This is a genomic window from Tabrizicola sp. M-4 (genome assembly GCF_051132405.1).
GTDB lineage: Bacteria > Pseudomonadota > Alphaproteobacteria > Rhodobacterales > Rhodobacteraceae > Paragemmobacter.
Window position 1 is genome coordinate 3,847,567 of the sequence record NZ_CP128606.1, and the last position, 24,592, is coordinate 3,872,158.

22 protein-coding genes and 1 tRNA gene are annotated in these 24,592 nt (G+C 64.8%); 17 read left to right on the forward strand and 6 right to left on the reverse strand.

Annotation, left to right across the window (positions count from 1 at the left end; genetic code table 11):
- Positions 1 to 51 precede the first annotated feature (51 nt).
- Positions 52 to 127: transfer RNA gene (locus TabM4_RS18805), tRNA-Lys, on the forward strand.
- 43 nt (positions 128 to 170) lie between these two features.
- Here the strand turns inward: TabM4_RS18805 and TabM4_RS18810 are convergent.
- Positions 171 to 1,190 (reverse strand): LacI family DNA-binding transcriptional regulator, encoded by a 1,020-nt coding sequence (locus tag TabM4_RS18810; protein ID WP_434615981.1) that lies wholly within the window; start codon positions 1,188 to 1,190, stop codon positions 171 to 173.
- 254 nt (positions 1,191 to 1,444) lie between these two features.
- Here TabM4_RS18810 and TabM4_RS18815 point away from each other — a divergent pair, with 254 nt between their 5' ends.
- The 5 genes from TabM4_RS18815 to TabM4_RS18835 all read left to right on the forward strand — a co-directional run bounded on the left by TabM4_RS18815 (position 1,445) and on the right by TabM4_RS18835 (position 7,727).
- Positions 1,445 to 2,743 (forward strand): ABC transporter substrate-binding protein, encoded by a 1,299-nt coding sequence (locus TabM4_RS18815; protein ID WP_434615984.1) that lies wholly within the window; start codon positions 1,445 to 1,447, stop codon positions 2,741 to 2,743.
- 77 nt (positions 2,744 to 2,820) lie between these two features.
- Positions 2,821 to 3,720 carry a carbohydrate ABC transporter permease gene (locus TabM4_RS18820; RefSeq protein ID WP_434615987.1) on the forward strand — a complete coding sequence of 300 codons (900 nt, stop codon included), beginning with the start codon at positions 2,821 to 2,823 and terminating at the stop codon, positions 3,718 to 3,720.
- 3 nt (positions 3,721 to 3,723) lie between these two features.
- A complete protein-coding gene (locus tag TabM4_RS18825) occupies positions 3,724 to 4,542 on the forward strand; it encodes a carbohydrate ABC transporter permease (RefSeq protein ID WP_434615990.1) in 819 nt (272 codons plus the stop codon).
- Between the two features lie 8 nt (positions 4,543 to 4,550).
- Positions 4,551 to 5,681 carry an ABC transporter ATP-binding protein gene (locus tag TabM4_RS18830; protein ID WP_434615993.1) on the forward strand — a complete coding sequence of 377 codons (1,131 nt, stop codon included), beginning with the start codon at positions 4,551 to 4,553 and terminating at the stop codon, positions 5,679 to 5,681.
- A 24-nt stretch (positions 5,682 to 5,705) separates the two neighbouring features.
- Entirely contained in the window at positions 5,706 to 7,727 is a 2,022-nt protein-coding gene (locus tag TabM4_RS18835; protein WP_434615996.1) for a beta-galactosidase trimerization domain-containing protein, read from the forward strand.
- A gap of 24 nt (positions 7,728 to 7,751) precedes the next feature.
- On the opposite strand, the gene TabM4_RS18840 is transcribed toward TabM4_RS18835, so the two are convergent.
- The 4 genes from TabM4_RS18840 to TabM4_RS18855 are packed head-to-tail and all read right to left on the reverse strand — an operon-like array spanning position 7,752 to position 12,328.
- Positions 7,752 to 8,531, reverse strand: a complete 780-nt coding sequence (locus TabM4_RS18840) for an SDR family NAD(P)-dependent oxidoreductase (protein WP_434615999.1) — start codon at positions 8,529 to 8,531, stop codon at positions 7,752 to 7,754.
- On the reverse strand, positions 8,528 to 10,099 hold the full coding sequence (locus TabM4_RS18845; protein ID WP_434616001.1) for a GMC family oxidoreductase: 1,572 nt from the start codon (positions 10,097 to 10,099) through the stop codon (positions 8,528 to 8,530). Before TabM4_RS18845 ends, TabM4_RS18840 begins: the two co-directional genes overlap by 4 nt.
- 25 nt (positions 10,100 to 10,124) lie before the next feature.
- Entirely contained in the window at positions 10,125 to 11,663 is a 1,539-nt protein-coding gene (locus tag TabM4_RS18850) for a UxaA family hydrolase (RefSeq protein WP_434616003.1), read from the reverse strand.
- Positions 11,660 to 12,328 carry a GntR family transcriptional regulator gene (locus tag TabM4_RS18855; protein ID WP_434616006.1) on the reverse strand — a complete coding sequence of 223 codons (669 nt, stop codon included), beginning with the start codon at positions 12,326 to 12,328 and terminating at the stop codon, positions 11,660 to 11,662. Before TabM4_RS18855 ends, TabM4_RS18850 begins: the two co-directional genes overlap by 4 nt.
- Positions 12,329 to 12,481: 153 nt before the next feature.
- On the opposite strand from TabM4_RS18855, the gene TabM4_RS18860 reads away from it, so the two are divergent.
- From TabM4_RS18860 to TabM4_RS18905, 10 genes are all read left to right on the forward strand, one after another.
- Positions 12,482 to 13,594, forward strand: coding sequence for an iron-containing alcohol dehydrogenase (locus TabM4_RS18860; RefSeq protein ID WP_434616009.1), 1,113 nt, complete (start codon positions 12,482 to 12,484; stop codon positions 13,592 to 13,594).
- Entirely contained in the window at positions 13,594 to 14,619 is a 1,026-nt protein-coding gene (locus tag TabM4_RS18865) for an aldo/keto reductase (protein ID WP_434616012.1), read from the forward strand. The genes TabM4_RS18860 and TabM4_RS18865 overlap by 1 nt, the downstream gene beginning before the upstream one ends.
- Before the next feature lies 1 nt (position 14,620).
- The gene (locus TabM4_RS18870) at positions 14,621 to 15,043 is read left to right on the forward strand and encodes an RbsD/FucU family protein (RefSeq protein ID WP_434616015.1); all 423 of its coding nucleotides are present in this window, start codon (positions 14,621 to 14,623) and stop codon (positions 15,041 to 15,043) included.
- Positions 15,036 to 15,869, forward strand: coding sequence for an amidohydrolase family protein (locus TabM4_RS18875; RefSeq protein WP_434616018.1), 834 nt, complete (start codon positions 15,036 to 15,038; stop codon positions 15,867 to 15,869). Before TabM4_RS18870 ends, TabM4_RS18875 begins: the two co-directional genes overlap by 8 nt.
- On the forward strand, positions 15,869 to 17,410 hold the full coding sequence (locus tag TabM4_RS18880; RefSeq protein WP_434616021.1) for a sugar ABC transporter ATP-binding protein: 1,542 nt from the start codon (positions 15,869 to 15,871) through the stop codon (positions 17,408 to 17,410). The genes TabM4_RS18875 and TabM4_RS18880 overlap by 1 nt, the downstream gene beginning before the upstream one ends.
- Positions 17,407 to 18,414 carry an ABC transporter permease gene (locus TabM4_RS18885; protein ID WP_434616024.1) on the forward strand — a complete coding sequence of 336 codons (1,008 nt, stop codon included), beginning with the start codon at positions 17,407 to 17,409 and terminating at the stop codon, positions 18,412 to 18,414. Before TabM4_RS18880 ends, TabM4_RS18885 begins: the two co-directional genes overlap by 4 nt.
- 2 nt (positions 18,415 to 18,416) lie before the next feature.
- Positions 18,417 to 19,355, forward strand: coding sequence for an ABC transporter permease (locus TabM4_RS18890; protein WP_434616027.1), 939 nt, complete (start codon positions 18,417 to 18,419; stop codon positions 19,353 to 19,355).
- An 84-nt stretch (positions 19,356 to 19,439) separates the two neighbouring features.
- Complete coding sequence (locus TabM4_RS18895; RefSeq protein WP_434616031.1) at positions 19,440 to 20,546, forward strand: autoinducer 2 ABC transporter substrate-binding protein; 1,107 nt, start codon at positions 19,440 to 19,442, stop codon at positions 20,544 to 20,546.
- A gap of 68 nt (positions 20,547 to 20,614) precedes the next feature.
- Positions 20,615 to 21,472: a sugar phosphate isomerase/epimerase family protein gene (locus tag TabM4_RS18900; protein ID WP_434616034.1), complete on the forward strand. Its 858-nt coding sequence runs from the start codon at positions 20,615 to 20,617 to the stop codon at positions 21,470 to 21,472.
- Between the two features lie 56 nt (positions 21,473 to 21,528).
- Positions 21,529 to 22,455, forward strand: coding sequence for an HAD-IIA family hydrolase (locus TabM4_RS18905; RefSeq protein ID WP_434616037.1), 927 nt, complete (start codon positions 21,529 to 21,531; stop codon positions 22,453 to 22,455).
- A gap of 44 nt (positions 22,456 to 22,499) precedes the next feature.
- On the opposite strand, the gene TabM4_RS18910 is transcribed toward TabM4_RS18905, so the two are convergent.
- Positions 22,500 to 23,486: a sugar-binding transcriptional regulator gene (locus TabM4_RS18910; protein ID WP_434616040.1), complete on the reverse strand. Its 987-nt coding sequence runs from the start codon at positions 23,484 to 23,486 to the stop codon at positions 22,500 to 22,502.
- A 135-nt stretch (positions 23,487 to 23,621) separates the two neighbouring features.
- Between TabM4_RS18910 and TabM4_RS18915 the strand changes: the two genes are divergently transcribed.
- Positions 23,622 to 24,569, forward strand: a complete 948-nt coding sequence (locus TabM4_RS18915; RefSeq protein ID WP_434616043.1) for a sugar ABC transporter substrate-binding protein — start codon at positions 23,622 to 23,624, stop codon at positions 24,567 to 24,569.
- The last annotated feature ends 23 nt before the right edge of the window (positions 24,570 to 24,592 follow it).

Consider the following 24,592-nt stretch of genomic DNA (forward strand, 5'->3'; position numbering starts at 1 on the left):
GCTTTTTTGCCCTTGACCCCCCCGCGCGCGGCAACTAATCACCCCGCTCGTGGGCCCGTAGCTCAGTTGGTAGAGCAACTGACTTTTAATCAGTGGGTCACAGGTTCGAATCCTGTCGGGCTCACCACTGCAATCCAGCATCGATTGGCACAAGACACGAGACTTCGCGATCACCCTTCGCGTGGTGCGGCGGTCGATGCCCGGATGTCAAAGCGCGGCGTAAAGACATGGTCGCGCGGCGGGATCGTTTCGGATGAGGTGCCCTGTATCCGCTCCATCAGCATCCGGCAGGCCGTGCGTGCCATCTCGTCGATCTGCTGTACGGCGCAGGTGATGCGCGGCGTGATCACGTCAGACCACGGCACGTCATCGATTCCCGCCAACGACACCTCGGCAGGGCAGGCGATTCCCAACTCCCGGCACGCCTGCAACGCCCCTATGGCCATCAAGTTGGAGGCCGCAAGTATCGCCGTCGGCCGGCACTCCGACCGCGTCAAAAGGTGCAGCGCCGCCGCATATCCCCCCTCGCCGGTGTAACGACCCTCGACGATCAGAGCAGGGTCCACCTGCAACCCATGTGCGCGCAGCGTGGCCTCATAGCCTTCACGTCGCCGCTCCGCCGTATAGACACCCGACAATCCGCCGATCCACGCGATGCGACGGTGCCCCAGACGAATGAGATGCTCGGTCAGAACCGCCGCGGCAAGATGATTGTCGGTCCCTACATAATCCGCCTCCAGCCCCTCCAGCCGATGGTCGAACAGGACGACCGGCATCGAAAGGTTCCGGATCAGGTCCAGGTGCGCCTCCCCCGTGCCATGCGGCGACAGGATCACCCCCGCCGCCTTCTGCCCTTCCAGCAAGGTCAGGATCGCCCGCTCCTGCTCCGCAGACGCATGGGTATCGTTGATCACGACCATATAGCCCGCCTCTGCTGCACAGCTTTCGATCTCGCGCAGCAGGCGGCCGAAGAAAGGGTTGGTGATGTCCGCCACAACAAGGCCGATCAACCGCGATTTTCCGCGCTTCAGGCTCTGCGCGATGGGGTTGGCCGAAAACCCCACCTCCCGCGCCGCCGCCTCCACTTTGCGGCGGGTTTCCGCACTGACACGGGAAGGCGCGTTAAGGGCCAGGGAAACGGTGGAGATCGACACCCCCGCAATCCCCGCGACATCTCGGATCGTCGCCACTTATCGAACCCTTTCGATAGTCAGTTCATGCTAATCCTTCCTGCCTGTCCACGGCAAGGTCAATCCGATACCTTCCCTTTTCTTTTATTAAGAGATGATTGCCCATTCAAACTAACATGTCAGTTACTACTTGACAGAATCGTCCTCAAGACACCTCCTACTCTTATCGAAACGTTTCGATTCGAGATGAAGACCGGAACAACCGGCACGGGACGCTGTTGCGTCACCATTCTGTTCTCAGTGGAGGAAAAGGCATGACTGGATTGAAGACTGCCATGCGGGCGCGTGCGGCGCTCGCCGGAATGGCTATTGCCTCGACGGTCCTGCCGTCACTGGCCAGCGCACAGGAACCCGTCACACTCCGGATGTGGGCGCTCAGCGGAACCGGGATCGAGGAATTCTACGCCGCCGCCGAGGAAAGCTTCCAGAAGACGCATCCGAATGTCGACATCGTGCTGGAGGTGCAGGACGGCGAGGCCTACAAGACCAGCCTTCAGGTGGCGCTGGTCGGTTCGGACGGGCCGGATGTGTTCTTCAACTGGTCAGGCGAAGATGCACAGCGCCTGATCCGTGACGGTCTGGTCCTCGACCTCACCGAAGGGGCCACAGCGGATGGTCAATTCGGAACGACCCTTTCCGAAGGCTGGCTTGGCGCTTTCTCCCGCGACGGAAAGATCTATGGCGCACCCGCAAATGCGGTGTCCAAGTACTTCTATTACAACACCGGCTTCTTCGCCGAACACGGCCTGAAACCACCGTCCAGCTTTGGTGGGCTGCTGCAACTTTGCCGCGACATCCGCGCCATCGACCCCGAAATCGTGCCCTTGCCCTTGGGCAATTCGCAGCGCTGGAAGATGAACCACTACATCACCGTCATCAACGAACGCGTCATGGGCAACGATGCCCTGCGCGCCGATTACGCCCTCACTGCGCCGGATGACCAGCTCTTCACCAATCCCGGCTATGCAACGGCATGGGAGAAGGTTCTGGAACTGCAACAGGCCGGCTGCTTCCAGGATGCGCCCAACGCCACGACGCCGGAAGTATCGCGGTCCATGTTCTCGTCCGAGGTGTCGCCCATGATCTTCTGCGGCACATGGTGTGGCGGCATCTTCGACAGCGAGGGTTATACAGGTTATTCGATGTTCCGCTTCCCCCCGATCGAGGGTGGCAAGTCGGACGGCAATTCCAACATGGTCGTCCCCGAAGGCGTGCAGATATCGGCAAAGACCGCGCATCCGAAAGAGGCGCTTGACTGGGCAAGCCACCTTGTCTCCGCCGAGGTGGGTGCCTTGCGGGCGGAACTGCTCAGCGCGATCCCGTCGGATGCGTCCCTGCTGGATCAGGCCAAGGTTACCGAACAGTTCCGCTGGATGGCCGCCGACATGACCTCTCTGGCAGTGCAGTACAACGTCATCGACGTCGAGGTCGAGGCGTCGGTCGCCAATGCCTATCTGGACGCGGGCACCGAAATACTGAACGGCACCATGACCCCGCAGCAGGCCATGGAGTCGATCCGGGCCGCCGCTCTGGCCGCCAAGGCGGCACAGTGACGGCCTGACAACGGGCGGCCCCCTGCGCCTCTCCCTCGCGGGGGGCCGCCCTAGGTCTCTGCCCGGACAGGATCACCATGACACGCAACCCCGACCGACCGAAAGCCGCGCCGATGGGCAAGGCTGCCAGCGCGCTGATCCTGCTCCTCCCGGCGATGGGGCTCTGCACGGTGTTCATCTTCATCCCGGCCCTGCTGGCGATCATCGGTTCCTTCCACAGCTTCGGCATCACCTCGCAGGTATGGGTTCCCGCCGGACTGTCGAACTACAGCCGCGCGATGGCCGATCCGGTCTTCTGGGTCGCACTGCGCAACAACATCTTCATCGTCGTCGGCTCCATCGTACTGCAGGTCGGCTTCGGCACCATCCTCGCGGCGATTCTGGACCGTGGGCTTCCCCGCGGAACGACCGTGTTCCGCACCATCATCTTTGCTCCGATGGTGGTGTCCGCCGTCGCCGTCGCCGTCATCTGGCAGGTGATCCTCGACCCCAACGTGGGCGTCCTGAACACCCTCATCCAATCGGCAGGCCTAACTCCGCCCAAGCTGGGCTGGCTCGGCGATCCGATGATCTCCATGTGGGTGATCCTGCTCATTGCCGCATGGCAATACACCGGCTTCATGATGGTGCTCATCCTTGCCGGACTTCAGGGCATCCCGAAAGAGATCCACGAGGCCGCCACACTGGACGGGGCAAAGGGGATTACAGCCTTCTTCCTCATCACCCTGCCGCAGATCCGCAACGTTCTGGTCGTCGCCATCCTCATCACCACCATCGGCGGGTTCAAGGCCTTCGACCTGATCTACGCAACCACCCTCGGCGGGCCCGCCAACGCGACGCAGGTTCTGGGCACCTATGTCTACCTGCAGGCCTTCAACCTCGGGAACATGGGCTATGCCAATGCCATGTCCGTCATCCTCCTCCTGATCGCGCTGGTCCTTGGTTGGCTGCAGGTCAGGGTGTCGCGGAGGGCCTGACCCATGCCCCGCTTCACCCTCGCCCGCACCCTCGCCTACGGTTTCGTCAGCCTCTGGAGCGTCGCCGTCCTCCTGCCGCTGCTCTGGATGGTTCTGGCCAGCTTCAAGACAAGGCGCGAGATGTTCATGGATCCGGCAGGTCTTCCGGCCGACTGGACCTTCGCCGCCTATGGGCGGGCCTGGAAATCGGGCATGGGGCAATACCTGCTCAACTCGCTCCTCGTGACCTCGGCCACCGTGGCCCTCATCGTCATCCTCAGCGGGATGGCCGCCTATGTCTTCGCCCGGTCGGAAAGCAGGGCGCTGCGCGGGCTCTACCTGCTTATGGTGGTGGCCTTTGCCGTACCGGCACAGGCGGTTCTGGTCCCACTCTATCAGATGGTATCCGCCGCCGGGATGCTGAACAGCCTTGCCGCCATCGTTCTGCCCTACGCGGCCTATGGCATCCCCTTCACCACCATCCTCTTCTATGCCTTCTTCCTCGACTTTCCGCAGGAACTCGAAGAGGCCGCGCGTCTGGACGGCTGTTCCCGGCTGCGGGTGTTCTTCTCCGTCGTGCTGCCATTGTCAGGGCCCGCCGTGGCTTCCGCCGCGATATTTCAGGCGGTGTTCACATGGAACGAATTCCTCCTCGCCCTGCTGATGCTCACCGCCAAAGGGGTCAAGACCCTGCCCGTCGGCGTGGTGCAACTGCGCGGGGAATACACATCGGATTGGCCCGGCATGCTGGCGGGGCTGACCATCGCCGTCGTGCCGATGCTCCTCATCTTCGTCCTCGCCCAGAAATATTTCGTCCGGTCGCTGGCCGGGCTTGGAAAATAGGAACCGCCATGGCCGATCTGGAAATCCGAAATCTGGTCAAGGATTACGGCGCATGGCGGGCGATCAGGGATGTCTCCTTCTCGGCGAAGGCTGGGGAATTCCTCGTGATGGTCGGCCCGTCGGGCTGCGGCAAGTCCACCATCCTGCGGGCCATCGCAGGGCTGGAACCCGTCACCTCCGGTGAAATCCGCATCGGCGGAACCGACATCACCGCCCGCGAACCGGCAGAAAGGGGCGTGGCAATGGTCTTCCAGAACTACGCGCTCTATCCCCACATGACGGTGCGCCAGAACATGGGCTTCGCCCTGCGGGTCGCGGGCCGCCCCCGCGCCGAGATCGACGAGGCCGTCACCCGCGCGGCCCGCATCCTGCGGATCGAGGCGCAGTTGGACAAGAAACCCAAGGCGCTCTCTGGCGGGCAGAAACAGCGCGTCGCCATCGGCCGCGCCATCACCCGCGCACCAGACGTGTTCCTCTTCGACGAACCCCTGTCCAACCTTGATGCAGCCCTGCGCAGCCAGATGCGCATCGAACTGGGCCGCCTCCATGCCGAACTCGGCGCCACCATGGTCTATGTCACCCATGACCAGACCGAGGCGATGACCATGGCCAGCCGCATCGTCGTCCTGAATGGCGGGCAGATGGAACAGGTCGGCCCGCCCCTCGATCTCTACAACCGCCCTGCCAACCGTTTCGTCGCGGGCTTCCTTGGCTCGCCCCGGATGAATTTCCTCTCCGGTCAGGTGGCGGCCCTCTCCGGCGAAACCGCCACGATCCGCGCCCAAGGGCTTTCGGGCGATCTCGACATCCTCCTGTCGGATGGGCAGGGCGTGGCCACGGGCCAGACCGTCACCATTGGCATCCGCCCCGAGGCATTCACCGACGACCTCTCCGACATCACCCTCACAGGCCGCGTCGCCGTGGTGGAAAGCCTTGGCCGTGAAACGCTGCTCTACCTCGATGCCACCCCCCTGCGCGCCTTCGACAGCGAAAGCCTCGACGGCCATTTCGCCATCCACCGCACCCGCCAAACCGATACCCGCATCGGCGATGCCCTCACCGTCGGGATCGCCCCACGCTGCGTCTATCTCTTTGACGCGGCGGATCGGGCCATCGCCTGGCCCGGCATCCACGCCTGACCCCGCCCCCGACAGGAGCCCGATATGCGTTTCCGCCAGATCCACCTCGACTTCCACACCTCGGGCAAGGTTCCCGGCATCGGGTCGCGCTTCGAAGCGAAGGCCTTCGGTCAGGCCTTCAAGGCCGCCCACGTGGACAGCGTCACCGTTTTCGCCAAATGCCACCATGGGTACAGCTACCATCCCACCGAGGTGGGCGAGATGCATCCGGGCCTCAACTTCGATCTGCTCCGCGCCCAGATCGACGCTCTCCATGCGGTGGGAATCAACGCGCCGATCTACACCACCGCGACATGGGACGAACTGGCCGCGACCAACCATCCCGAATGGCGCACTGTCCTGCCAGAAGGCGGCAGCCCGCGCCATGCCGCCGAACCCAACGGGGCAGGCTGGGCCTTCCTCGACTACTCCACCCCCTATCTCGACTATCTCTGCGCCCAACTCGACGAGGTGCTGAACCGTTATCCCGATGGCGACGGCATCTTCATGGACATCTGCTTTCAGCTTCCCTCCGTCTCGGTCTTCGCCCAGCGCCGGATGGACGCGCTGGGCCTTGACTGGACGCTGGAAACCGACCGCCACCGCTTCACAACGCTGATGGTCGAGGAATTCTTCGACCGCATCACCGCCACCGTCCGCGGCCACAGCCCGACATTGCCCCTCTTCTTCAACTCCGGCCACATCCGCCGGGGGGAGCGGGAGCATTACCTGAACCATTACACGCATCTCGAGGTGGAAAGCCTTCCCACGGCAGGCTGGGGCTATGACCATTTCCCGCTGACCGCCCGCTACGTCGAACGGATCGGCCTGCCCTTCCTTGGCATGACCGGCAAGTTCCACTTCGCCTGGGGCGAGGTAGGCGGCTACAAGAAACCCGAGGCGCTGATCTACGAATGCGGCGCCATGTTGGCCCACGGCGCGCGATGTTCCATCGGTGACCACCTCCATCCGACCGGGGCGATCGACGACAGCACGATGCGCGTCATCGCCCCCGCCTATGCATGGGTCAAGGCCCGCGAACCTTGGTGCGAAGGCTCACAGAACCGCGCCGACATCGCCTTTCTCTCCGCCGAGGCCGCCGAGGGCATCGGACTCGTCGGCATTCCGGGACAAAGCGACCACCGTTTCGATGGTCCGGACCACGGCGGGGTGCGCGTCCTTCTGGAAGGGCAGTTCCTCTTCGACGTGGTGGATCTCGACAGCGACCTAGCGGGCTATCGTCTGGTCATTGTGCCTGATGTGATCAAGGTGGACGAGACGCTGCAGTCCCGGCTGGAGGCCTATGTCGCAGCAGGCGGCCGCGTCCTCCTGACCGGGCGATCCGGCATCCGCGATGGGCGCACGGTCTTTGACCTCGGCGCGACATGGGACGGCACCAGCGACATGTCGGGCGGCGATTACGTGCTGCCCATCCCGCCCTTGCGCGCCGAAGGCGTGGACAGTCCGCTTTTCATGTATCTGCCCTCAGAACGCATCCGCATCACCGACGGCACGTCTCTGGGCGTGACGCACGATCCCTACATGGACCGCAGGCCGCGCCATTTCTCGGGCCATGTCAACGCCGCCTCACGACCCGAACCTTCCGGCTTCGCGGCAGGTGTCACGAAGGGCGGCTTCACCTGGCTCGCCCATCCGATCTTCAGCTGCTATCACATGGCGGGGTCCGTCGCGATGCTGGAACTGGCCGAACGGGTGATCCTCCACGCGATGGGCGCGCCCCGCAGCGCCGCCGCATCCCTGCCAAGGGCAGGGCGCGTCACCCTCCGCCACCAGCCGGACCATCACCGCGACATCCTCCATCTGCTTCACGCCACCCCGGCCCTGCGCGGCAACCTGCGCGGCACGAATATCCAGCCGATTCAGGACCTCGTAACCCTGTCCGACATCGCCGTGCAGATCCGCCCGTCCGGTGCCGTATCCTCCGTCATGCTCGTGCCCGAGGGGCAACCGCTCGCCCATCAGATCCGGGACGGCATGCTGCACTTCACGGTGCCCCGCCTTCGTGGCCACCAGATGGTCGAAATCCTCTATGCCGCCGCGCGCTGACTTGCAGGCGGGCCATCACGCGGCTCAGCGCAGCGTAAGCCCGCCATCGACGAAGATCACCTCGCCCGTGGTGAAACTTGCACTGTCCGAACAGAGATAGACCACCGACCCGGCAAGCTCGTCCACCGTCCCGATGCGGCCCATGATCGTATCCCGCCCCCAATGCTCCGACAGCACGCTCGGGTTCTCGGCCAGCACGTCATCCACCAGTTCCGTCCGGATGTAACCCGGCGCGATGGCGTTGACGCGGATATTGTGTTCCGCCCATTCAACGGCAAGGTTCTTGGTCAATTGATGCACTGCCGCCTTGGTCGCGTTGTAGGCCGCGTGGCGGAAAGGCCAGTTCACGATCTTCCCGGACATGGAACCGATATTGACGATACAGCCCGACTTGCGGGCAATCATGCGGCGGCCGACATGCTTGCTGCACAGAAAGACACCCTCCACATTCACCGCGAATGTGCGCCGCCACTCCTCCAGCGAAAAGTCCTCGGCCGGCCCGCCAAAGATTATGCCTGCATTGTTGATCAGGATGTCGATGCGCCCGAAATGGCCTTCCACCTCGGCCACCATGCGCTCCACCTGCGCTTCGTCCGAAACGTCGGCCTGCACCACCATCGCCCTACGGCCCATCGCACGGATTTCGGTGGCGACCTCCTCGGCCCGGTCATGGGCCTGCGTGTAGTTCACCGCCACATCCGCCCCATAGGCGCCAAGCGCACGGGCCAAGGCTGCGCCGATGCCCCGCGCAGCACCGGTCACGAGGGCTGTCTTGCCAGTCAGGTTGAACAGGTCGGGCTTCATGCGGACACCTTGTTTGTGCGGGTTGCGGATTCGGTCTTGCCACTGCGGGCCGGCAAGGTCCCTGCGATATGCTCGGCGGTACGGATCGCTTGTGCCACGATGGTAAGGGATGGGTTGAACCCTGCCGAAGACGGCAGGAATGACGCGTCGACGACAAAGAGATTGTCGATATCCCAGACCCGGCAGAAAGGATCGAGGACCGAGTCACGAGGATCGCGCCCGAACCGGGCCGTGCCGCACTGGTGCATCGAAACCTTGATGTCCATGCGTTGCGTGATCACGATCGGATAGCCGATCCGTCGCATCACCTTGCCCCAATGCGCCACCAACTGCTGATGCGCCGTCAGGTTGTTTGGCGTATAGGCCAGACGGATCTTGCCATCGCCGTCAAGGCTGACCCGGTTCGCGGGATCCGGCAGGTCCTCGGACATGATCCACCAGTCAAGGCTGCGCGAGGCAAAGTATCCCATCATCCGCTCCGGCGCCCATTTCACCCGCGCTGTCAGCATCCCGGCCTGAAGCTTGCCCAAACCCTGCACATTCCCCAGCGGATAGGGCGCGACCTCGTTCTCAAAGTAGAAGTCGTTGATGCAAAGGGTTTTCTGGAACACCACAGGATTGCGGCGGAACGGATGGATGGCCATCATCGCGGTATTGTTGTGGGCCATGTAGTTGCGGCCCAACTGGTCGCTTTCGTTGTTTCCCAGCCCACGCGGATGCTTGTCATTGGCCGACCGCAAGAGCAGCGCCGCCGAGTTGATCGCCCCCGCCGACGAGATGAACCGGTCTGCCGCGATGCTGCGGACCTGCCCGTTATCCTCCACCTCGACCGCGACGATACGACGGCCCGACGGATCGGTCAGCAGACGCCGCACATATGTGTTCAGCACCAGATCGACATTCCCGGTCGCCAGCGCCGGATTGACCAGCCGCATCTCGGCATCGTTCTTCGCCCCCAGACGGCAGGCGAACCCGTCGCAGGTCTGGCAACGGATGCAGGTGCCACCCGGATGCATGTCCACCGCCTGCGGCAGATGGAACGGCCTTATGCCCACCGACCGCAGCCGCTCGGCAACCCCTTCGATCACCGGCTCATGCGGTACGGCAGGATGGGGGAACGGCCCGCTGCGGGGCGGCTCCAGCGGGTCCTCCCCGGCCTGCCCATGTGTTCCCATCAACCGCTCCGCCTCGTCGTAATAGGGTGCGAAATCGGCATAGGACCAGGGCCATGCCGGCGACACGCCCTCATGATGGGCGATCTCCTGAAAATCCCTTTCGCGAAAGCGGACGGTGGCCGCGCCAAAGAACTTCGAATTGCCCCCGACATAATAGAAAGTCGACGGGCGGAACTCCTTCCCGTCCTTGTCGCGCCATGTCTCCGGCGTCGTGAAGGCCTGTTCGTGAAATACCTTCCGCACAGACCATGTATCCGCCTCGCGCGGCAGCCTCCCCCCGCGTTCGATCACCAGAACCTTGGCCCCCGCCTGCGCAAGGCGGTTGGCCATCGCGCCACCACCCACACCCGCCCCGAGGATGATCACGTCATAGCTGTCGTGAATGGCGCTCATCGCTTACCCAAACCTTCCTGATCGCTCACAGCACGGCCCCCATCGGCCAGGGGACGAACTCGTTGTCGCCATAGTCCAGAAGCTCGCTCTTCGTGGGCGCGCCCGAGGCGACGGCGACCAGCATGTCAAAAATCGCCTGCCCCGCCTCTTCGATGGTCATCTCGCCCTCGATGATCGGGCCGCAGTTCAGGTCCATGTCGTCGGACATGCGGTCATACATCTGGCTGTTGGTCGCGATCTTGACCGTCGGCGCGGGCTTGAACCCCGAAACAGAGCCGCGCCCGGTGGTGAAGGCCACAAGGTTGCAGCCCCCGGCAATCTGCCCCGTCGCCGAAACCGGGTCATATCCGGGCGTATCCATGAAGATCAGGCCACCCGTCCCGATCCGCTCGCCATATCCCACCACGTCCACCAGAGGGGAACTGCCCCCCTTGGCCACGGCACCCAGCGACTTCTCAAGGATGGTGGTCAGCCCGCCCTGCTTGTTCCCGAAGGACGGATTGTTGTCCAGCGTGGCCCCATTGCGATGCGTGTAGTCGCGCCACCATTCTATCCGGTCCAGCAATTTGCGTGCGACCTCGCCACTGACCGCCCGCCGCGTCAGAAGGTGCTGCGCACCATAGATCTCAGGTGTTTCCGACAGCACAGCCGTGCCGCCATTGCGCACCAGAAGATCCGCCGCCACCCCCAGCGCAGGGTTGGCGGTGATCCCCGAATACCCGTCCGATCCGCCGCATTGCAGCCCCAGCGTCAGCGCCGAAAGCGGCACCGGCACGCGTTTTTGATGCCCCATCGCATCGGCCAGCGCGGCCACGGCCTCCACGCCCGCATCAACCGATGCACGCGTGCCCCCGCTGTCCTGTATCGTGAAGGTCCGCAACCGGTCGCCCGCGGCCAGCCCCTGCCGTTCCAGCAGGATCGGGATCTGGTTCGTCTCGCAACCTAGCCCCACCATCAAGACGCCGCCCACATTCGGATTGGCCGCATATCCCGCGATGGATCGCGTCAGCAGCCGATACCCCTCCGACCCCATGTCCAGCGCACAGCCACCACCATGCGTAAGGCCGATCACCCCATCCAGCGCGGGCCAGGCACGCCGCGCCTCCGGTGTCGAGAAATGCGCGGCGATCCGGCGCGACACGGTGGCCGAACAATTCACGGAAGAGATGACAAGGATGTAGTTCCGCGTCCCTGCCCGGCCATCCGCGCGCGGATAGCCGTCGAAGGTGGCCCCGACAGCCTGCTCCATCGGGATGACTTCGGTTCCAATCGCATAGTCGTTTTCCGCCTCGCCCATAGCAAGGTTGTGCAGGTGGACATGCTCCCCCGGCAGGATATCGGCCGAGGCCACGCCGATCACCTGCCCGTATTTCCGCACCGCGTCGCCCTTGGCGATATGTGCCACCGCCATCTTGTGCCCGCGCCGTATGCGGCTGCGGGGCGACGGCAGACCAAGGGCGGAAAGATCCGCCTCCGGCCCGACATCCGCCCGCGCCACCACGACCGAATCCGCCGGATGCAGGCGCAGCAGGGGCGCGGCGCGTGGGGGGGCTGTCACGGTCATTCGTCCTCATCCTCGGTCAGGAAAAGATCGGCATTCTCCGGCGCGAGGCGCGACATCACCATGTACGAGGAATCCAGATGCACCCGCAGCGAAAGCTCGCACCGGTCGGGATCACGTGCCCGCAGCGCCTCGAGAATCGAGGCATGCTGTTCCGTCACCCGCTCCAGATGGCCGGGGACAGGCGTGCTCAGGTGGCGCAAACGATCAAGATGCACCTTAGCCAGATCAATGAAGCGCCAGATGTTCCGCAGCCCGCTCGCATGCGCGATCAGGGCGTGGAACTGGTCATCGACGTCAATATATTCCGCCAGCCGCCCGGTCCGCAGCAGCAGGCGCATCTCGTCAAGATTGGCGTCCAGCGCAGCGATCTCTGGGTCCGTGATCCGGCTCGCAGCCCTGCGGATACCCTCGATCTCCAGCGCGCGGCGGATGATGAAACCTTCTTCCGCCGTCTTGCTCGACAGGCGGCGCACGAAGGTGCCCGACTGCGGAACGATCTTGACCAGTCGCTCCTCCGCCAGCCGCTTCAGCGCCTCATGCACCGGCGTCCGCGAGGCGCCGAACCGCTGGCCCAGCTCCTTTTCCGACAGGGGAGCCCCCGGCGCAACAGCCAGTCTGACGATATCCCGCCGAATCAACTGATATATTTCATCTGACTTTCGCACGGCGTTCCTTGATTTCAAAACTGATATATTTGCCGTTTGTCAGGACGTTATAGGCATCACATGCAAATGTAAACGACAAATTCTAATTGATAGATGACAACAAATATATTAGTTGAAGAGGTGCCTCATCCCCCGCCGAGAGTGGAGACTGCCTTGGCCACCATCACCTATCTCACGCGGATCGAATTCGGCGAAGGCGAGGTCTCGCGCCTTCCGGCGCATCTCGCGGCCCTTGGCATCACCCGCCCGCTTGTGGTCACGGATCGCGGTCTTGTCGCCGCCGGCGTCGCGTCACGCATCATGGAACTGGCAGGGGCAGGGGCCGCCCTCTTCGACGGAACGCCCGCCAATCCCACCGAATCCGCCACTCTCGCCGCACTCGCCCTGTTCCGCAGCGCGAACTGCGACGGCGTGGTGGGCCTCGGCGGCGGATCGGCGCTTGATCTCGCCAAGGCCGTCCGCCTGCTCACCAACCACGCCCCGCCGCTGTCCCTCTATACCGCCGTGTCGGGCGGCATGGCCCGGATCGCGGCCCCGGGCTGCCCCATGGTGGCCATCCCCACCACGTCGGGCACAGGCTCCGAAGTCGGGCGCGCGGCGGTCATCATCACCGATGACGGGCGCAAGTTGGGCATCCTTTCACCGCACATGCTGCCCAACCTCGCCATCTGCGACCCTGAACTGACTTACGGGCTGCCCCCCTTGCTTACGGCGGCCACCGGGATGGACGCCATCTCGCACTGCTTCGAAACCTACATGGCCCCCGCCTTCAACCCTCCGGCCGAGGCCATCGCGCTGCACGGTCTGGAAACCGGCCTCGCCGCCATCGAACGGGCCACCCGCAACGGGCAGGACAGGGACGCCCGGCGCGACATGATGGTGTCGGCGCTTGAAGGGGCCATGGCCTTCCAGAAGGGGCTTGGCGCCGTTCACGCGCTGACCCATCCGATGGGCGCGATCCGCGAACTCAACCTGCACCACGGCACGCTGAACGCCGTGCTGATGCCCGCCGTCCTGCGCTTCAACCGCCCCGTCATCGGCGCCAAATGGGATCGGCTGGCCGCCATCTGCGGGGGCGAGCCCGATTCCCATGTCGCCGCCCTCAACACCCGGCTGGGCCTGCCCTCAGGTCTCGATGCGCTCGGCTTGACGCCCGCCATGCTCGATCAGGTGGCCGAGGCGGCGATGCACGACCATTGCCACGCGACCAATCCCCGCCGGGCCGAGGTAGCCGACTACCGCCGCATCCTGGAAGAGGCGCGGTGATGGACCGGACGCTCGGCATTCGCCCGCTTGGCCGCACGGGACTGCAGGTCACCGAGATCGGTCTTGGCACCGTGCCGCTGGGCGGGCTTTTCGCCCCCGTCTCGGAACCCGCCGCGCGCGAGGTGCTGAATGCGGCATGGGCGGCGGGTATACGTTACGTGGACACGGCACCGATGTATGGCATCGGCCGGTCGGAACGCCTCACCGGCGATCTTCTGCGCGAAAAGGCCGGTGGCGTGCTCTCCACCAAGGTCGGCCGCCTTCTCGTCGCGCCGCGCGCGGGGCTGGACCTCGCCCCCCCGCCGCCACGGAACCCGCTCGATCCCGGCTGGCACAACGGACTGAACTTTCAAGAGAAATTCGACTACAGCCATGACGGCGTGATGCGCAGCTTCGAAGACAGCCGCCAGCGTCTCGGCATGACGGCCATCGACATCCTCCTGATCCACGACATCGGGCGCCTCACTCATGGCCCCCTGCACGATCACCACTGGGCCGCGCTGACCAAGGGCGGCGGCTTTCGCGCGCTGGAGGAGTTGCGCGCCAATGGCGATATCCGCGGCTTCGGTCTTGGCGTGAACGAGACGCAGGCGATCCATGACGCGATGGACGAGGCCGATCTGGATGTCTGCCTTCTGGCAGGCCGCTATTCCCTGATCGACCGGCAGGCGACGTCCCTCATGGAGAAAATGCAGCGTCACGGTGTGGCACTTGTCCTTGGGGGCGTCTTCAACTCCGGCATCCTTGCCGCGCCCAAAGGCGCCAAGGCGACCTTCGATTACGCCGTCGCCCCGCCCGCCATCGTCGCGCTTGTCGATCAGGTGCGCCGCATCTGCGACGCGCATGATGTACCGCTCGGTGCCGCGGCGCTGCAATTCGGCCTCCGCCACCCTGCCGTGTCCAGCGTGGTGCTTGGACTCCGCTCCCTTGCCGAACTGGATCAGAACCTCGGCTGGCATCGCCACCCCATCCCCGATGCGCTGTGGCCGGAAATCGACGCCGTCATCGGATCAGGGGAGTCGTAGGATGCTCAAGACCATCAATCCGCTGTTGACGGGGGATCTCCTGAAGATCCTCGCCGACATGGGCCATGGCGACGAACTGGCCATCGTGGACGCGAACTTTCCCGCCCATCAGATGGGCCGCCGGGTCGTGGAACTTCCCGGAACCACCGCGACGGCGGCCCTCTCGGCGATCCTCGCGCTATTCCCGCTGGATGACTTCGTGCCGGTCCCGATGGGCGTCATGGATGCTGTCGGCCAAAGCGTGCCCATCTACGACGAATTCCGCGCCGAAGGCCGCCGCCACGAAGGACGCGAGATCGGGATGGAACTGATCGAACGCTTCGCCTTCTACGAAAGGGCGCGCGCGGCCTATGCCGTGGTCGCGACGGGCGAACGCCGGCTCTATGGCAATGTCATCATCAAGAAGGGTGTCATCCGTGCCTGAGGTCATCGACGCCCATCAGCATTTCTGGACGGTCGCACGCGGCGATTACGGATGGATGACACCGGATCTCGGCCCGCTCCTGCGCGATTTCGGGCCCGATGACCTGCATCCCTTGATGCAACGCACCGGAGTTGCACGCACCATCCTCGTGCAGGCCGCCGAAACCGAGGCCGAGACGGAATTCCTCCTCTCCATCGCCGCGCGCACCGATTGGGTGGCCGGCGTGGTCGGCTGGGCCGACATGCAGAGCAGCGACTTCCCCGCACGTCTGGCGCATTGGCAGGCAAAGCCCAAATGGGTGGGCCTGCGTCCGATGCTGCAGGAACAAGATCCAGACCGCATCCTTGCCCCGGTCTTTCTGGAAAACCTTGCCCATGTCGCGGCACGGCGGGTGCCGTTCGACATTCTTACCCATGTCCGCCACCTTCCCGCGCTGATCACGGCGCTGGACCGGACACCCGGCCTCGTGGCGGTGATCGACCACCTGTCGAAACCCAGCATAGCCGCGGGCGGCTTCGACGAATGGTCCTCCCTGATAGCCCGCGTCGCGGCGCATCCGGGCATCTCCTGCAAGGTCTCGGGTCTGGTGACCGAGGCGGGGCCGGATTGGACCCTCGATCGCATCCGTCCCTACATCGAAAGGGTGGCCGCGCTCTTCGGCCCGCATCGCCTGATCTTCGGCAGCGACTGGCCGGTCTGCACCCTCGCCGGCTCCTATGCCGAGGTGGTGGCGCTTTCGCGCGGCGTCCTGTCCGATCTCTACGCACCCGAAGACCTCGCGGCGATCTTCGGCGGCAATGCCACCCGCTTCTACGGGGTGGCCTGATGGGATCAGCGATGGAAACCCCCGCATTGCTCACCGTCCGCGGCGTGTCGAAATCCTTCGGCCGCGTCCGCGCGATCGATGGCGTCGACTTCACCCTGCGAGCGGGCGAGGTGCAGGCCCTGATGGGCGAGAACGGCGCGGGCAAATCTACCCTCGTCAAGATCCTCGCCGGAATGCAGTCACCCGACAGCGGCACCATCACGCTGAACGGCAGGCCCGTCACCCTGCCCGACCCCGGCAGCGCCACGCGTGCGGGCATCGCCACCGTGCATCAGGAGCTTTTGCTCTTCGGTGAACTGACGGTGGCCGAAAACATCTTCTCCGGCCACTACCCGCGCCGGGCATGGGGCGCGATCGACTGGCCCGGCATGCGCCGCCGCGCCCGCGAATTGCTGGCCGAACTCGACTGCCACGACCTCGATGTCGATGCCAAGGTCCGGACCCTCTCGGTCGCCATGCGTCAGCGCGTCGAAATCGCCCGCGCCCTCAACCAGCAGGCGAAGGTGCTGATCCTTGACGAACCGACCGCGTCGCTTTCGGAACGCGACGCAGAGAAACTCCTCTCCATCGTCGACCAACTCCGCGCAAGGGGAGCGGGCATCATCTATGTCAGCCACCGGATGAAAGAGATCTTCCGCATCGCCGACAGCATGACGGTGCTGCGCGACGGCAAGCTCGTGGGCACGCTTGACCGGGTCGGCGCGACAGAGGCCGACCTGATCCGGATGATGGTCGGGCGCGAGATCGGGCAGGTCTTCCCGAAACTCCCCGCCCGGATCGGCAAACCCGTGCTGGAGGTGGAGGGGCTCGCCCACGGGCGGCTGGTGCAGGATGCCACCTTCACCGTCCGCGCCGGAGAGATCCTCGGCGTCGCCGGTCTGGTCGGATCGGGCCGCACGGAACTCGCCCATGTCCTTTTCGGCATCACCCCCGCCACGCGCGGAACCATCCGTATCGACGGGAACGAGGTGCGCATCGCATCGCCCCGCGCCGCCCGCGACGCAGGCATCGCCTATGTCCCCGAGGATCGCGGCGGTCAGGGCCTCGTCAAGCCGATGGCGATCCGCGAAAACCTGTCGATCGCCGTGCTGGACCGGCTCTCCTCCTTCGCAGGCTTCGTCCGCAGGGGGAACGAGCGTGAGATGGCACAGGCCGCCTTCGACCGGATCGGCGTCCGCGCCGCGGGCATCGAACAGCCGGTCGGTGAACTTTCGGGCGGAAACCAGCAGAAGGTGGTCATCGCCAAATGGCTGGAGACAGCGCCGAAGGTCCTGATCCTCGATGAACCCACGCGCGGGGTGGATGTCGGCGCCAAGGCCGAGATCCACCGCCTGATGGGCGAGATGGCGCAGCAGGGTCTGGCGATCCTGATGATTTCCTCCGAATTGCCCGAGGTCCTCGCGCTCAGCGACAGGGTGATGGTCATCGCCGAAGGCCGCATCACCGCAATCATCGACCGGGCACAGGCAACACCCGAACATGTCGCGCAGGCGATGACGGCCCAGCAAGCTGCGCCGACACAACGGAAGACCACAGCATGACTTTCGCACCGGACCGCAACGCCACGCCCGCGACGGCCCCGAAATCCCTTCTCACACGCCTCAGGGCGGAATATGGGCACGAATTGCTGGTCGCCGCCGCCATTCTTCTGCTGATCATTGCCGTCGGGGCCTATAACGAACGCTTCATCAGCGCGCGCAACCTGAACTCCATCCTCTCCGGCAACGCCTATGTCGCCGTTGCCGCCATCGGGATGACGATGGTCATCGTCATCCGCGAGATCGACCTGTCGGTCGGCGCATTGATCGGTGTCCTCTCGACGGTCTCCGGTCTGGTTGCCGTCTCAGACGCGCCGCTCTGGATGGCCTGGGCCGCGCCTGTCATCCTTGGCGCGGTCATAAGCGGGCTCACCGGCGTCATCGTCGCCTATGCGGGCATCCCCTCCATCGTGGTCACGCTGGGTACCATGGCCATCCTGCAAGGCGGGCTGATCGCCGCGACGGGCGGCGCATGGATCAACGACCTGCCGCCGGAATACCAGATCGCAAAGCTGAACGTTCTCGGCATTCCCATGCCGCTTGTCTGGGCAATCGCCCTGACCATTGCGGCGGCCGTCTGGATGAAGCTGTCGGTCTTCGGCCGCTCGCTCTACCTCATCGGCGGCAATGCCGAGGCGGCGCGCGCCGTGGGCGTGCCCGTGCGTCGCCGGATCGTGCAGGTCTTCGCCATCCACGGGGCCTTCGCCGGGCTGGCCACGATACTTTTCGCCACACAGCTGCAGGTGATCCAATCCACGGTCCCGCCGAACCTCGAACTGCTGGTGATCACCGCGGCGGTGATCGGCGGCGTCTCCATCCTCGGCGGCGCGGGCACGGTCATCGGGGCCTCACTCGCGGCGATCCTTTTCGCGGTGATTGGCTCCGCGCTCGTCTTCATCAACGTCTCGGCCTATTGGCTGCGGGCCTTCATCGGCCTGCTCATCCTCGTCACCGTGCTGGCCGACATGATCCGACGCCAGCGCGAGATGGCGAAAGGGGGGATGTGACCATGCGCTTCCGCTACATGCACGAAACCGTTCTCGCCCTGATGATCGTGCTGGCCTGCATCGTCATGGCAACCCAGTCGGCACAGTTCCTGACGGGGGCCAACCTCCTGAACCAGGGCCGCCTGATGGCCGAGGTGGCCATCGTCGCCTTCATCATGACCTTCGTCATCGCCAGCGGCGGCATCGACCTTTCTGTCGGCTCCATCATGGGGCTGGCCGCCGTCCTGACCGGGGTGTTCTGGCAGGATCTCGGCATTCCCCTGCCACTTGTGCTGCCCCTCGTCCTGATCGTGGGCCTGTGCTGCGGGCTGTTCAACGCGTTCATCATCACGAAGTTCAATTTCCCGCCCCTCATCGCCACCCTTGGGACCCTCGCGCTCTACCGTGGTCTGGCCGAGGGCATCAGCCGTGCGAAATCGGTGCGCGGCTACCCGGAATGGTTCTCTGTCATTGGTCAGGGAACCATCCTCGGCCTGCCCACCCAGATCTGGATCATCCTGCTCTTCTTCGTCCTCTGCGCCTTTGTCCTCGGCACCACCCGCTGGGGCCGGACGGTCTATGCCATGGGGTCAAGCGAACAGGCCGCGCGCTTTGCCGGCCTCCCCGTCGATCAGACCAAGATGGCGATCTACGCCGCCTCCGGTTTCGCCTCGGCCCTTGCCGGGATCATCTTCGTCAGCCGCGTCTCGACGACGCGCTCCGACATGGGCGTCGGGCTGGAGCTTGACGTGATCACCGCCGTCGTCCTTGGCGGGACCAGCATCTTCGGCGGGCGCGGCACGATCATCGGTACGGCGCTGGGCCTCATGCTGATCCAGACACTGGAAAGCGGTCTTTCCCTTGCCGGGGTCAAGGGCGACGGGACGATCGTCCTGATCGGTGTCGTCCTGATCCTCGCCCTGCTGATGTCGAACCTGTCAGAGCGCCGCATGCGCCACTGACCAACAAGGAATTGGGCCGATGAAATGGCCGGTCCAACTGCCGGATGGGATGTCCACCGGCCAACATGTGGAGGAGTTGTTCAAATGAAGGCAAAGGCAATACTCTTCAGTGCCGCCGCGGCACTGACCATCGCGGCCGGCCCGGCGGCGGCCCAGTGGGTCGGCGGTGACGGCGCGGCCACCAACCCGCTTCCCTGCGACGGATCGGCGGCAACGCTCGCCTCGGTTCCCTATAACGGCGGCATCCCCGCCAATGAGGGCGCCAAGGCAGGGCAGCAGTTGCGCGTCGTCGACGTGCCCAAGCTCGTGGGGATCGGCTATTTCAACGCCACCTCGCTGGGCGTGCAGCAGGCCGCACAGGAACTCGGCAATGTCGAGGCCACGACCGACGGCCCGGCACAGGCCAATATCGACGACCAGATCACGCTGATCGACAACTACATCACCTCGGGCGTCGACGGCATCCTGTTCTCGGCCAATGACCCGGTCGCCATCGCCCCCGTCCTGCGCAAGGCGCTGGAGGCGGGCATCAATGTCGTCGGCTACGACTCAAATGCCGAACCCGACGCGCGCCAATGGTTCATCAACCCCGCCGAATTCAACGGCATCGCGCGCAGCCTGATCGAAGAAATGGCCGCTGCCATCGGCCCCGAAGGCAAGTTCGCCATCGTCACCTCCACCTTCACCACGCCGAACCAGGCCCGCTGGATCGCCGAGATGGAGGCCTATCAAAAACAGTGCTACCCGAACATGACCTGGCTTGAAACGGTCGAGGCGCAGGAAGACAACATCCTCTCCTTCAACCAGGCCAACACCCTCCTGAACAAGTATGGCGATGATATCGACGGCATCTTCGGGATGACCTCGGTCGCCACCCCCGCCGCTGCCGAAGCGGTCACCCAGGCCGGCCTCTGCGAAAGCGTCAAGGTCGTGGGTCTCGCAACGCCGAACGCCATGCGCCCCTATATCGAGGCGGGCTGCGTGAAGAACGCGATCCTCTGGAACCCGGTCGATCTCGGCTATGCCGCGCTCATGGTCTTGCGTGCCGCCGCGGACGGCACGTTGAAACCGGGTGACACCACCGTTCAGGCCGGCCGCCTTGGCGAACTGCAGATCGTCAACGGTTCCGAGGTGCTTCTGGGTTCGCCCTACATCTTCGACGCAAGCAACGTCAAAGACTTCGACTTCTGATCAGTTCCGGGGCCGCTGCAACCCTGCCGCGGCCCCTTTCATGCCATGCGAAGAACAAGGGCATTCAGATGAAGGGATGGGGTCTGCACAGCGGTCTTTGGTCATGGAACTGGACCGTGCCCGAGGCCGAGGCGACGGTTGTCGCGATCCGCGACAGTGGATTGTCCTTCGACAGCATCGAGGTCCTGACGCTGAACCCCGCCGCCATAGATGTCGCCCATTCACGCAGGCTGCTCGAAGGTCTGGGCGTTCCCGTCATCTGCACGCTCGGCCTTCCCGCCGATTGCGCCGCCTCCTCCCACCCGGATCGCGCCGCGGATTTCCTCTGCACCGCGCTGGAGACCGTCCGCGGCATGGGGGCCATCGCGCTCACGGGCCTGACCTATGGCCCGCTTGGCGAACGCACGGGCCGCCCGCCAAGCGAAACCGAACTGGACAACGTCGCCCGCAGCTACCGCATCGCCGCGGAAAAGGCGCGCGCTCTTGGCATGTCCATCGGGATCGAGGTCGTCAACCGCTACGAAAGCCATCTCGTCAACACCGCCGCGCAGGCCGCAGCCATCATCGAACGGGTCGGGGCGGACAATATCTTCATCCATCTCGACACCTACCACCTCTGCATCGAGGAACAATCCCCGGCACAGGCCGTGCAGGATGCGGGCGCCTTCCTGCGCTACATCCACCTGTCCGAATCCACGCGCGGCATGCCGGGGGCGGGCTGTTGCGACTTCGACGCGCTCTTTGCGGCATTGAAGGCATCCGGTTTCAACGGCGGTCTCGTGCCCGAGGCCTTCTGCGAACTGCCGGACGAAATCGCGGCGGCTCTGGCCCTGTGGCGGCCGACCGGGGCAACGCCCGAAAGGATGGTCACTGCCGGAATTCCGTGGCTGCGCCAGAGGGCGCGTGCAGCCGGATTGCCGGTCTGACATGGAACCGGAACGCCTTCCCCGCTCCGGCCGCGGGCTCCGCCATGACTAGGGTGGTGTCACAGTCCGCCGGTCCCGGTTCCGCCCTCACCGGCACCGAGGATGCCTTCCGTCTCTACGAAACCATCCGCCCGCGCCTCCCCGCCGCCGGGCCACCTGGTGCCGCCCTCGCCCTGCCCTCGCTGGAAGAGGTCGCCGATCACGTCGACGGCTTCCTCCTCGATGCCTATGGCGTCCTGAATGTTGGCAACCGGCCGATCCCCGGCGTGCCCGAACGCCTGCGCTCCCTGCGCGGGCGGGGCAAGCGGCTGATCGTCCTGACCAATGCCGCCAGCTTCACCCGTCCGCAACTGATCGCGAAATACGCAAGCCTCGGTTTCGATTTCGCACCTGAGGATGTGATCGCCTCGCGCGACATCGCCGCCGCGCGCATGGCACAGATCGCGCCGGGGGCGCATTGGGCCGCAATCTCGGCGGAAGGGGATCGTTTCGAAGACATTCCCGCCCACGTCACCGATGCGCTGGACGACCCTTCCGCGCTGGATCACTCGGATGCCCTGCTCTTCCTCTCCACCGCGCGCTGGAACGACCACCTTCAGGATCGTCTGATCCGGGCGCTCGAACGTCGGCCACGCCCCCTCGTCATCGCCAATCCCGATGTGATGGCACCCCATGAACATGGCCTCACCATCGAACCGGGGCTCTATGGCCACCTGCTCCTCGACCGCCTTCCTGACCTGCCGGTGACATGGATCGGCAAGCCCTTCGCCGACATCTTCCAGGCGGGCATCCGGCAGGCGGGGATCGAGGCCGGACGGCTGGCGATGGTCGGCGATACCCTTCACACCGATGTTCTGGGCGGCTCTGCCGCCGGATGCCGCACGGTCCTCGCAACCCTCCACGGCGTGTTCCGCGGCATGGATGTCGCCCCTTTCATCGGGGCCTCGGGTCTTGCGCCGGATTTCATGATCCCGTCCCCATGACCGCGGCGCAGCCAGATGATCCCCACACCGACAGGGCCGAACGCTTAATCCCGCCCGTCCTCCTGCAACATCCGCAACGCGGTATCCCCATCCACGATCAGGCCCTTCGCCACCCCGCTCTGCAGGAAGGCCCGCGCCGCGCTCGCCTTTTGCACCCCGGCAACAAGGACCACCACATTCGTCCGCCGCAGGCTGTCGAACCCCAGCGCGATGGTGCGGGCATTCAGCGGATGCGCCACCGCGCGCCCCTCCGCGTCATAGAAGATCCCGTTCGTATCCCCCACCGCCCCCGCCTCGCGCAGGGTCGCCAGATCCTCGGCCGTCAGCATCCCCTGCCGCCGCAGCAGAGACTCCTCCTTCAACTCCCCCAAGGATATGTAGGTGACCGTCGCCGACTCCGCGATGGCCAGCGCCTTCTGCACCGTCTTCTGCGACATCAGCACATGCCGATCCTCCACGCTGTCCGCGATGAAGGGGACGGGCAGAACATAGCCCTCGCCCCCCGTCTGCCGCGCCAGCGCATGGACGACCTCGAAGGGGTTATAGCTGGAATTCGCCGTTAAGGACCCCATCACGCTCACGAACTTCGCCTGCGAGGCGCTCACCCCCGCCAGATGCCGCGTCATCTGGTCCAGCGTCCGCCCCCAACCCGTGCCCACCACGGGCGCGTCGGTGCGTGACAGATGATCCCGCAGGTGATTCGCCGCCGCCATCCCCACCGCGCGCAGGGCAAAGCCCGTCGCCACCCCCTCTCCCTCCAGCCCCAAAGCGGGCGTGCAGGTGCAGAACTCTAGCCCCCAGCGACGCGCGATCTCATCCTCGACGGCCAGCATTCCGATATTGGCGGGGCTGATGTTGATGCTCACCAGCCCCGTCTCGCGCGCATCCTGCAAAAGCTTGTTCACCCGCGCGCGCGTCACGCCCAGCCGCGCCGCCGCCGCCTCCTGATTCAACCCGCCCACATGGTACAGCCACGCCGCACGGGCCATCAGTTCCTCTTCCTCCGTCGGGGTATCGGTCTGGGTCCTCATGTCGCGCTCCCTCGTCGTGACAAATGTATCTTTGCTTGACAGATGTAATTCAAGCGGCATTCTGGCCCATGTCGGGGATGCTCGGCACGAAACATCGGCCAGTACGGAATCTGGTCTCTGGGAGGAGTATTGCGAATGAAAAACCGGTTTGCCGGAACGATCTCTGCTGTCTCCGTGGCAGCCTTGCTGGGCTTTGCGGGTGCCGCGCAGGCGCTTGAAATCGCGTGGGTGCATTCCAACGCCGCGGCCCAGTCCGAACAGCGCGTCAAGGCGGGCTTCGAAGCTTGGCTTGCCGAAAGCGGCAAGTCCGACTGGAACGTCAGCTTCCTCGACAGCGCCGGTTCGGGCGAGGCGACGGCTTCGAACATCCAGGACGCGGCCAACCGCGGCGTGGGGGCCATCATCATCACCATGTCCGACCTGCGCGCCAGCCGCGCGGCCATCGACGCCGCCGTGGCGGCGGGCATCCCCGTCTTCTCGGTCGATAGCGGGTATATCGACGGTGTGGTTGTGGATTTGACGACGAACAACTGGGCCATGTCCTCGGACGTCTCTCCCTATCTGCTGGACGAGCTTGGCGGGAAGGGCAACATCATCTTCCTGCGCATGGCCGAACATCACGGCACGCGCAAGCGCGGTGACGTGATGGAAGACGTGCTGAAGGAATATCCCGACGTCAAGGTGCTGGCCGAACACAACATCGACTACACCGCCTTCTTCGAAGACACGTCGCGCACGATGGAAGATTACGCCGCCCGCTTTGGCACCGACATCAACGCCGTCTGGGCCCCGTGGGACGAACCGGCGCAGGCCGCCATCAACGCGCTGACGGCGGCGGGGATCACCGGGGTGAAGGTGATCGGCATCGACGGCCACCCGCAGGCCGTGGCCGAGGTCTGCAAACCCGACAGCATGATGATCGCCACCGTCTCGCAGCCCTTCGAAGGCATGGGCGCGCAGGTCGGCCAGTGGATCGACGAAATCGTCGTGAACGGCAAACCCGCCGATGACGTGATCCCGTCCAAGACTGTCTACATGGACGCCCCCCTCGTCACCAAGAAGAACTGCCAGGACTTCATGTGATCCCACCCATGGAACCGGGCCGC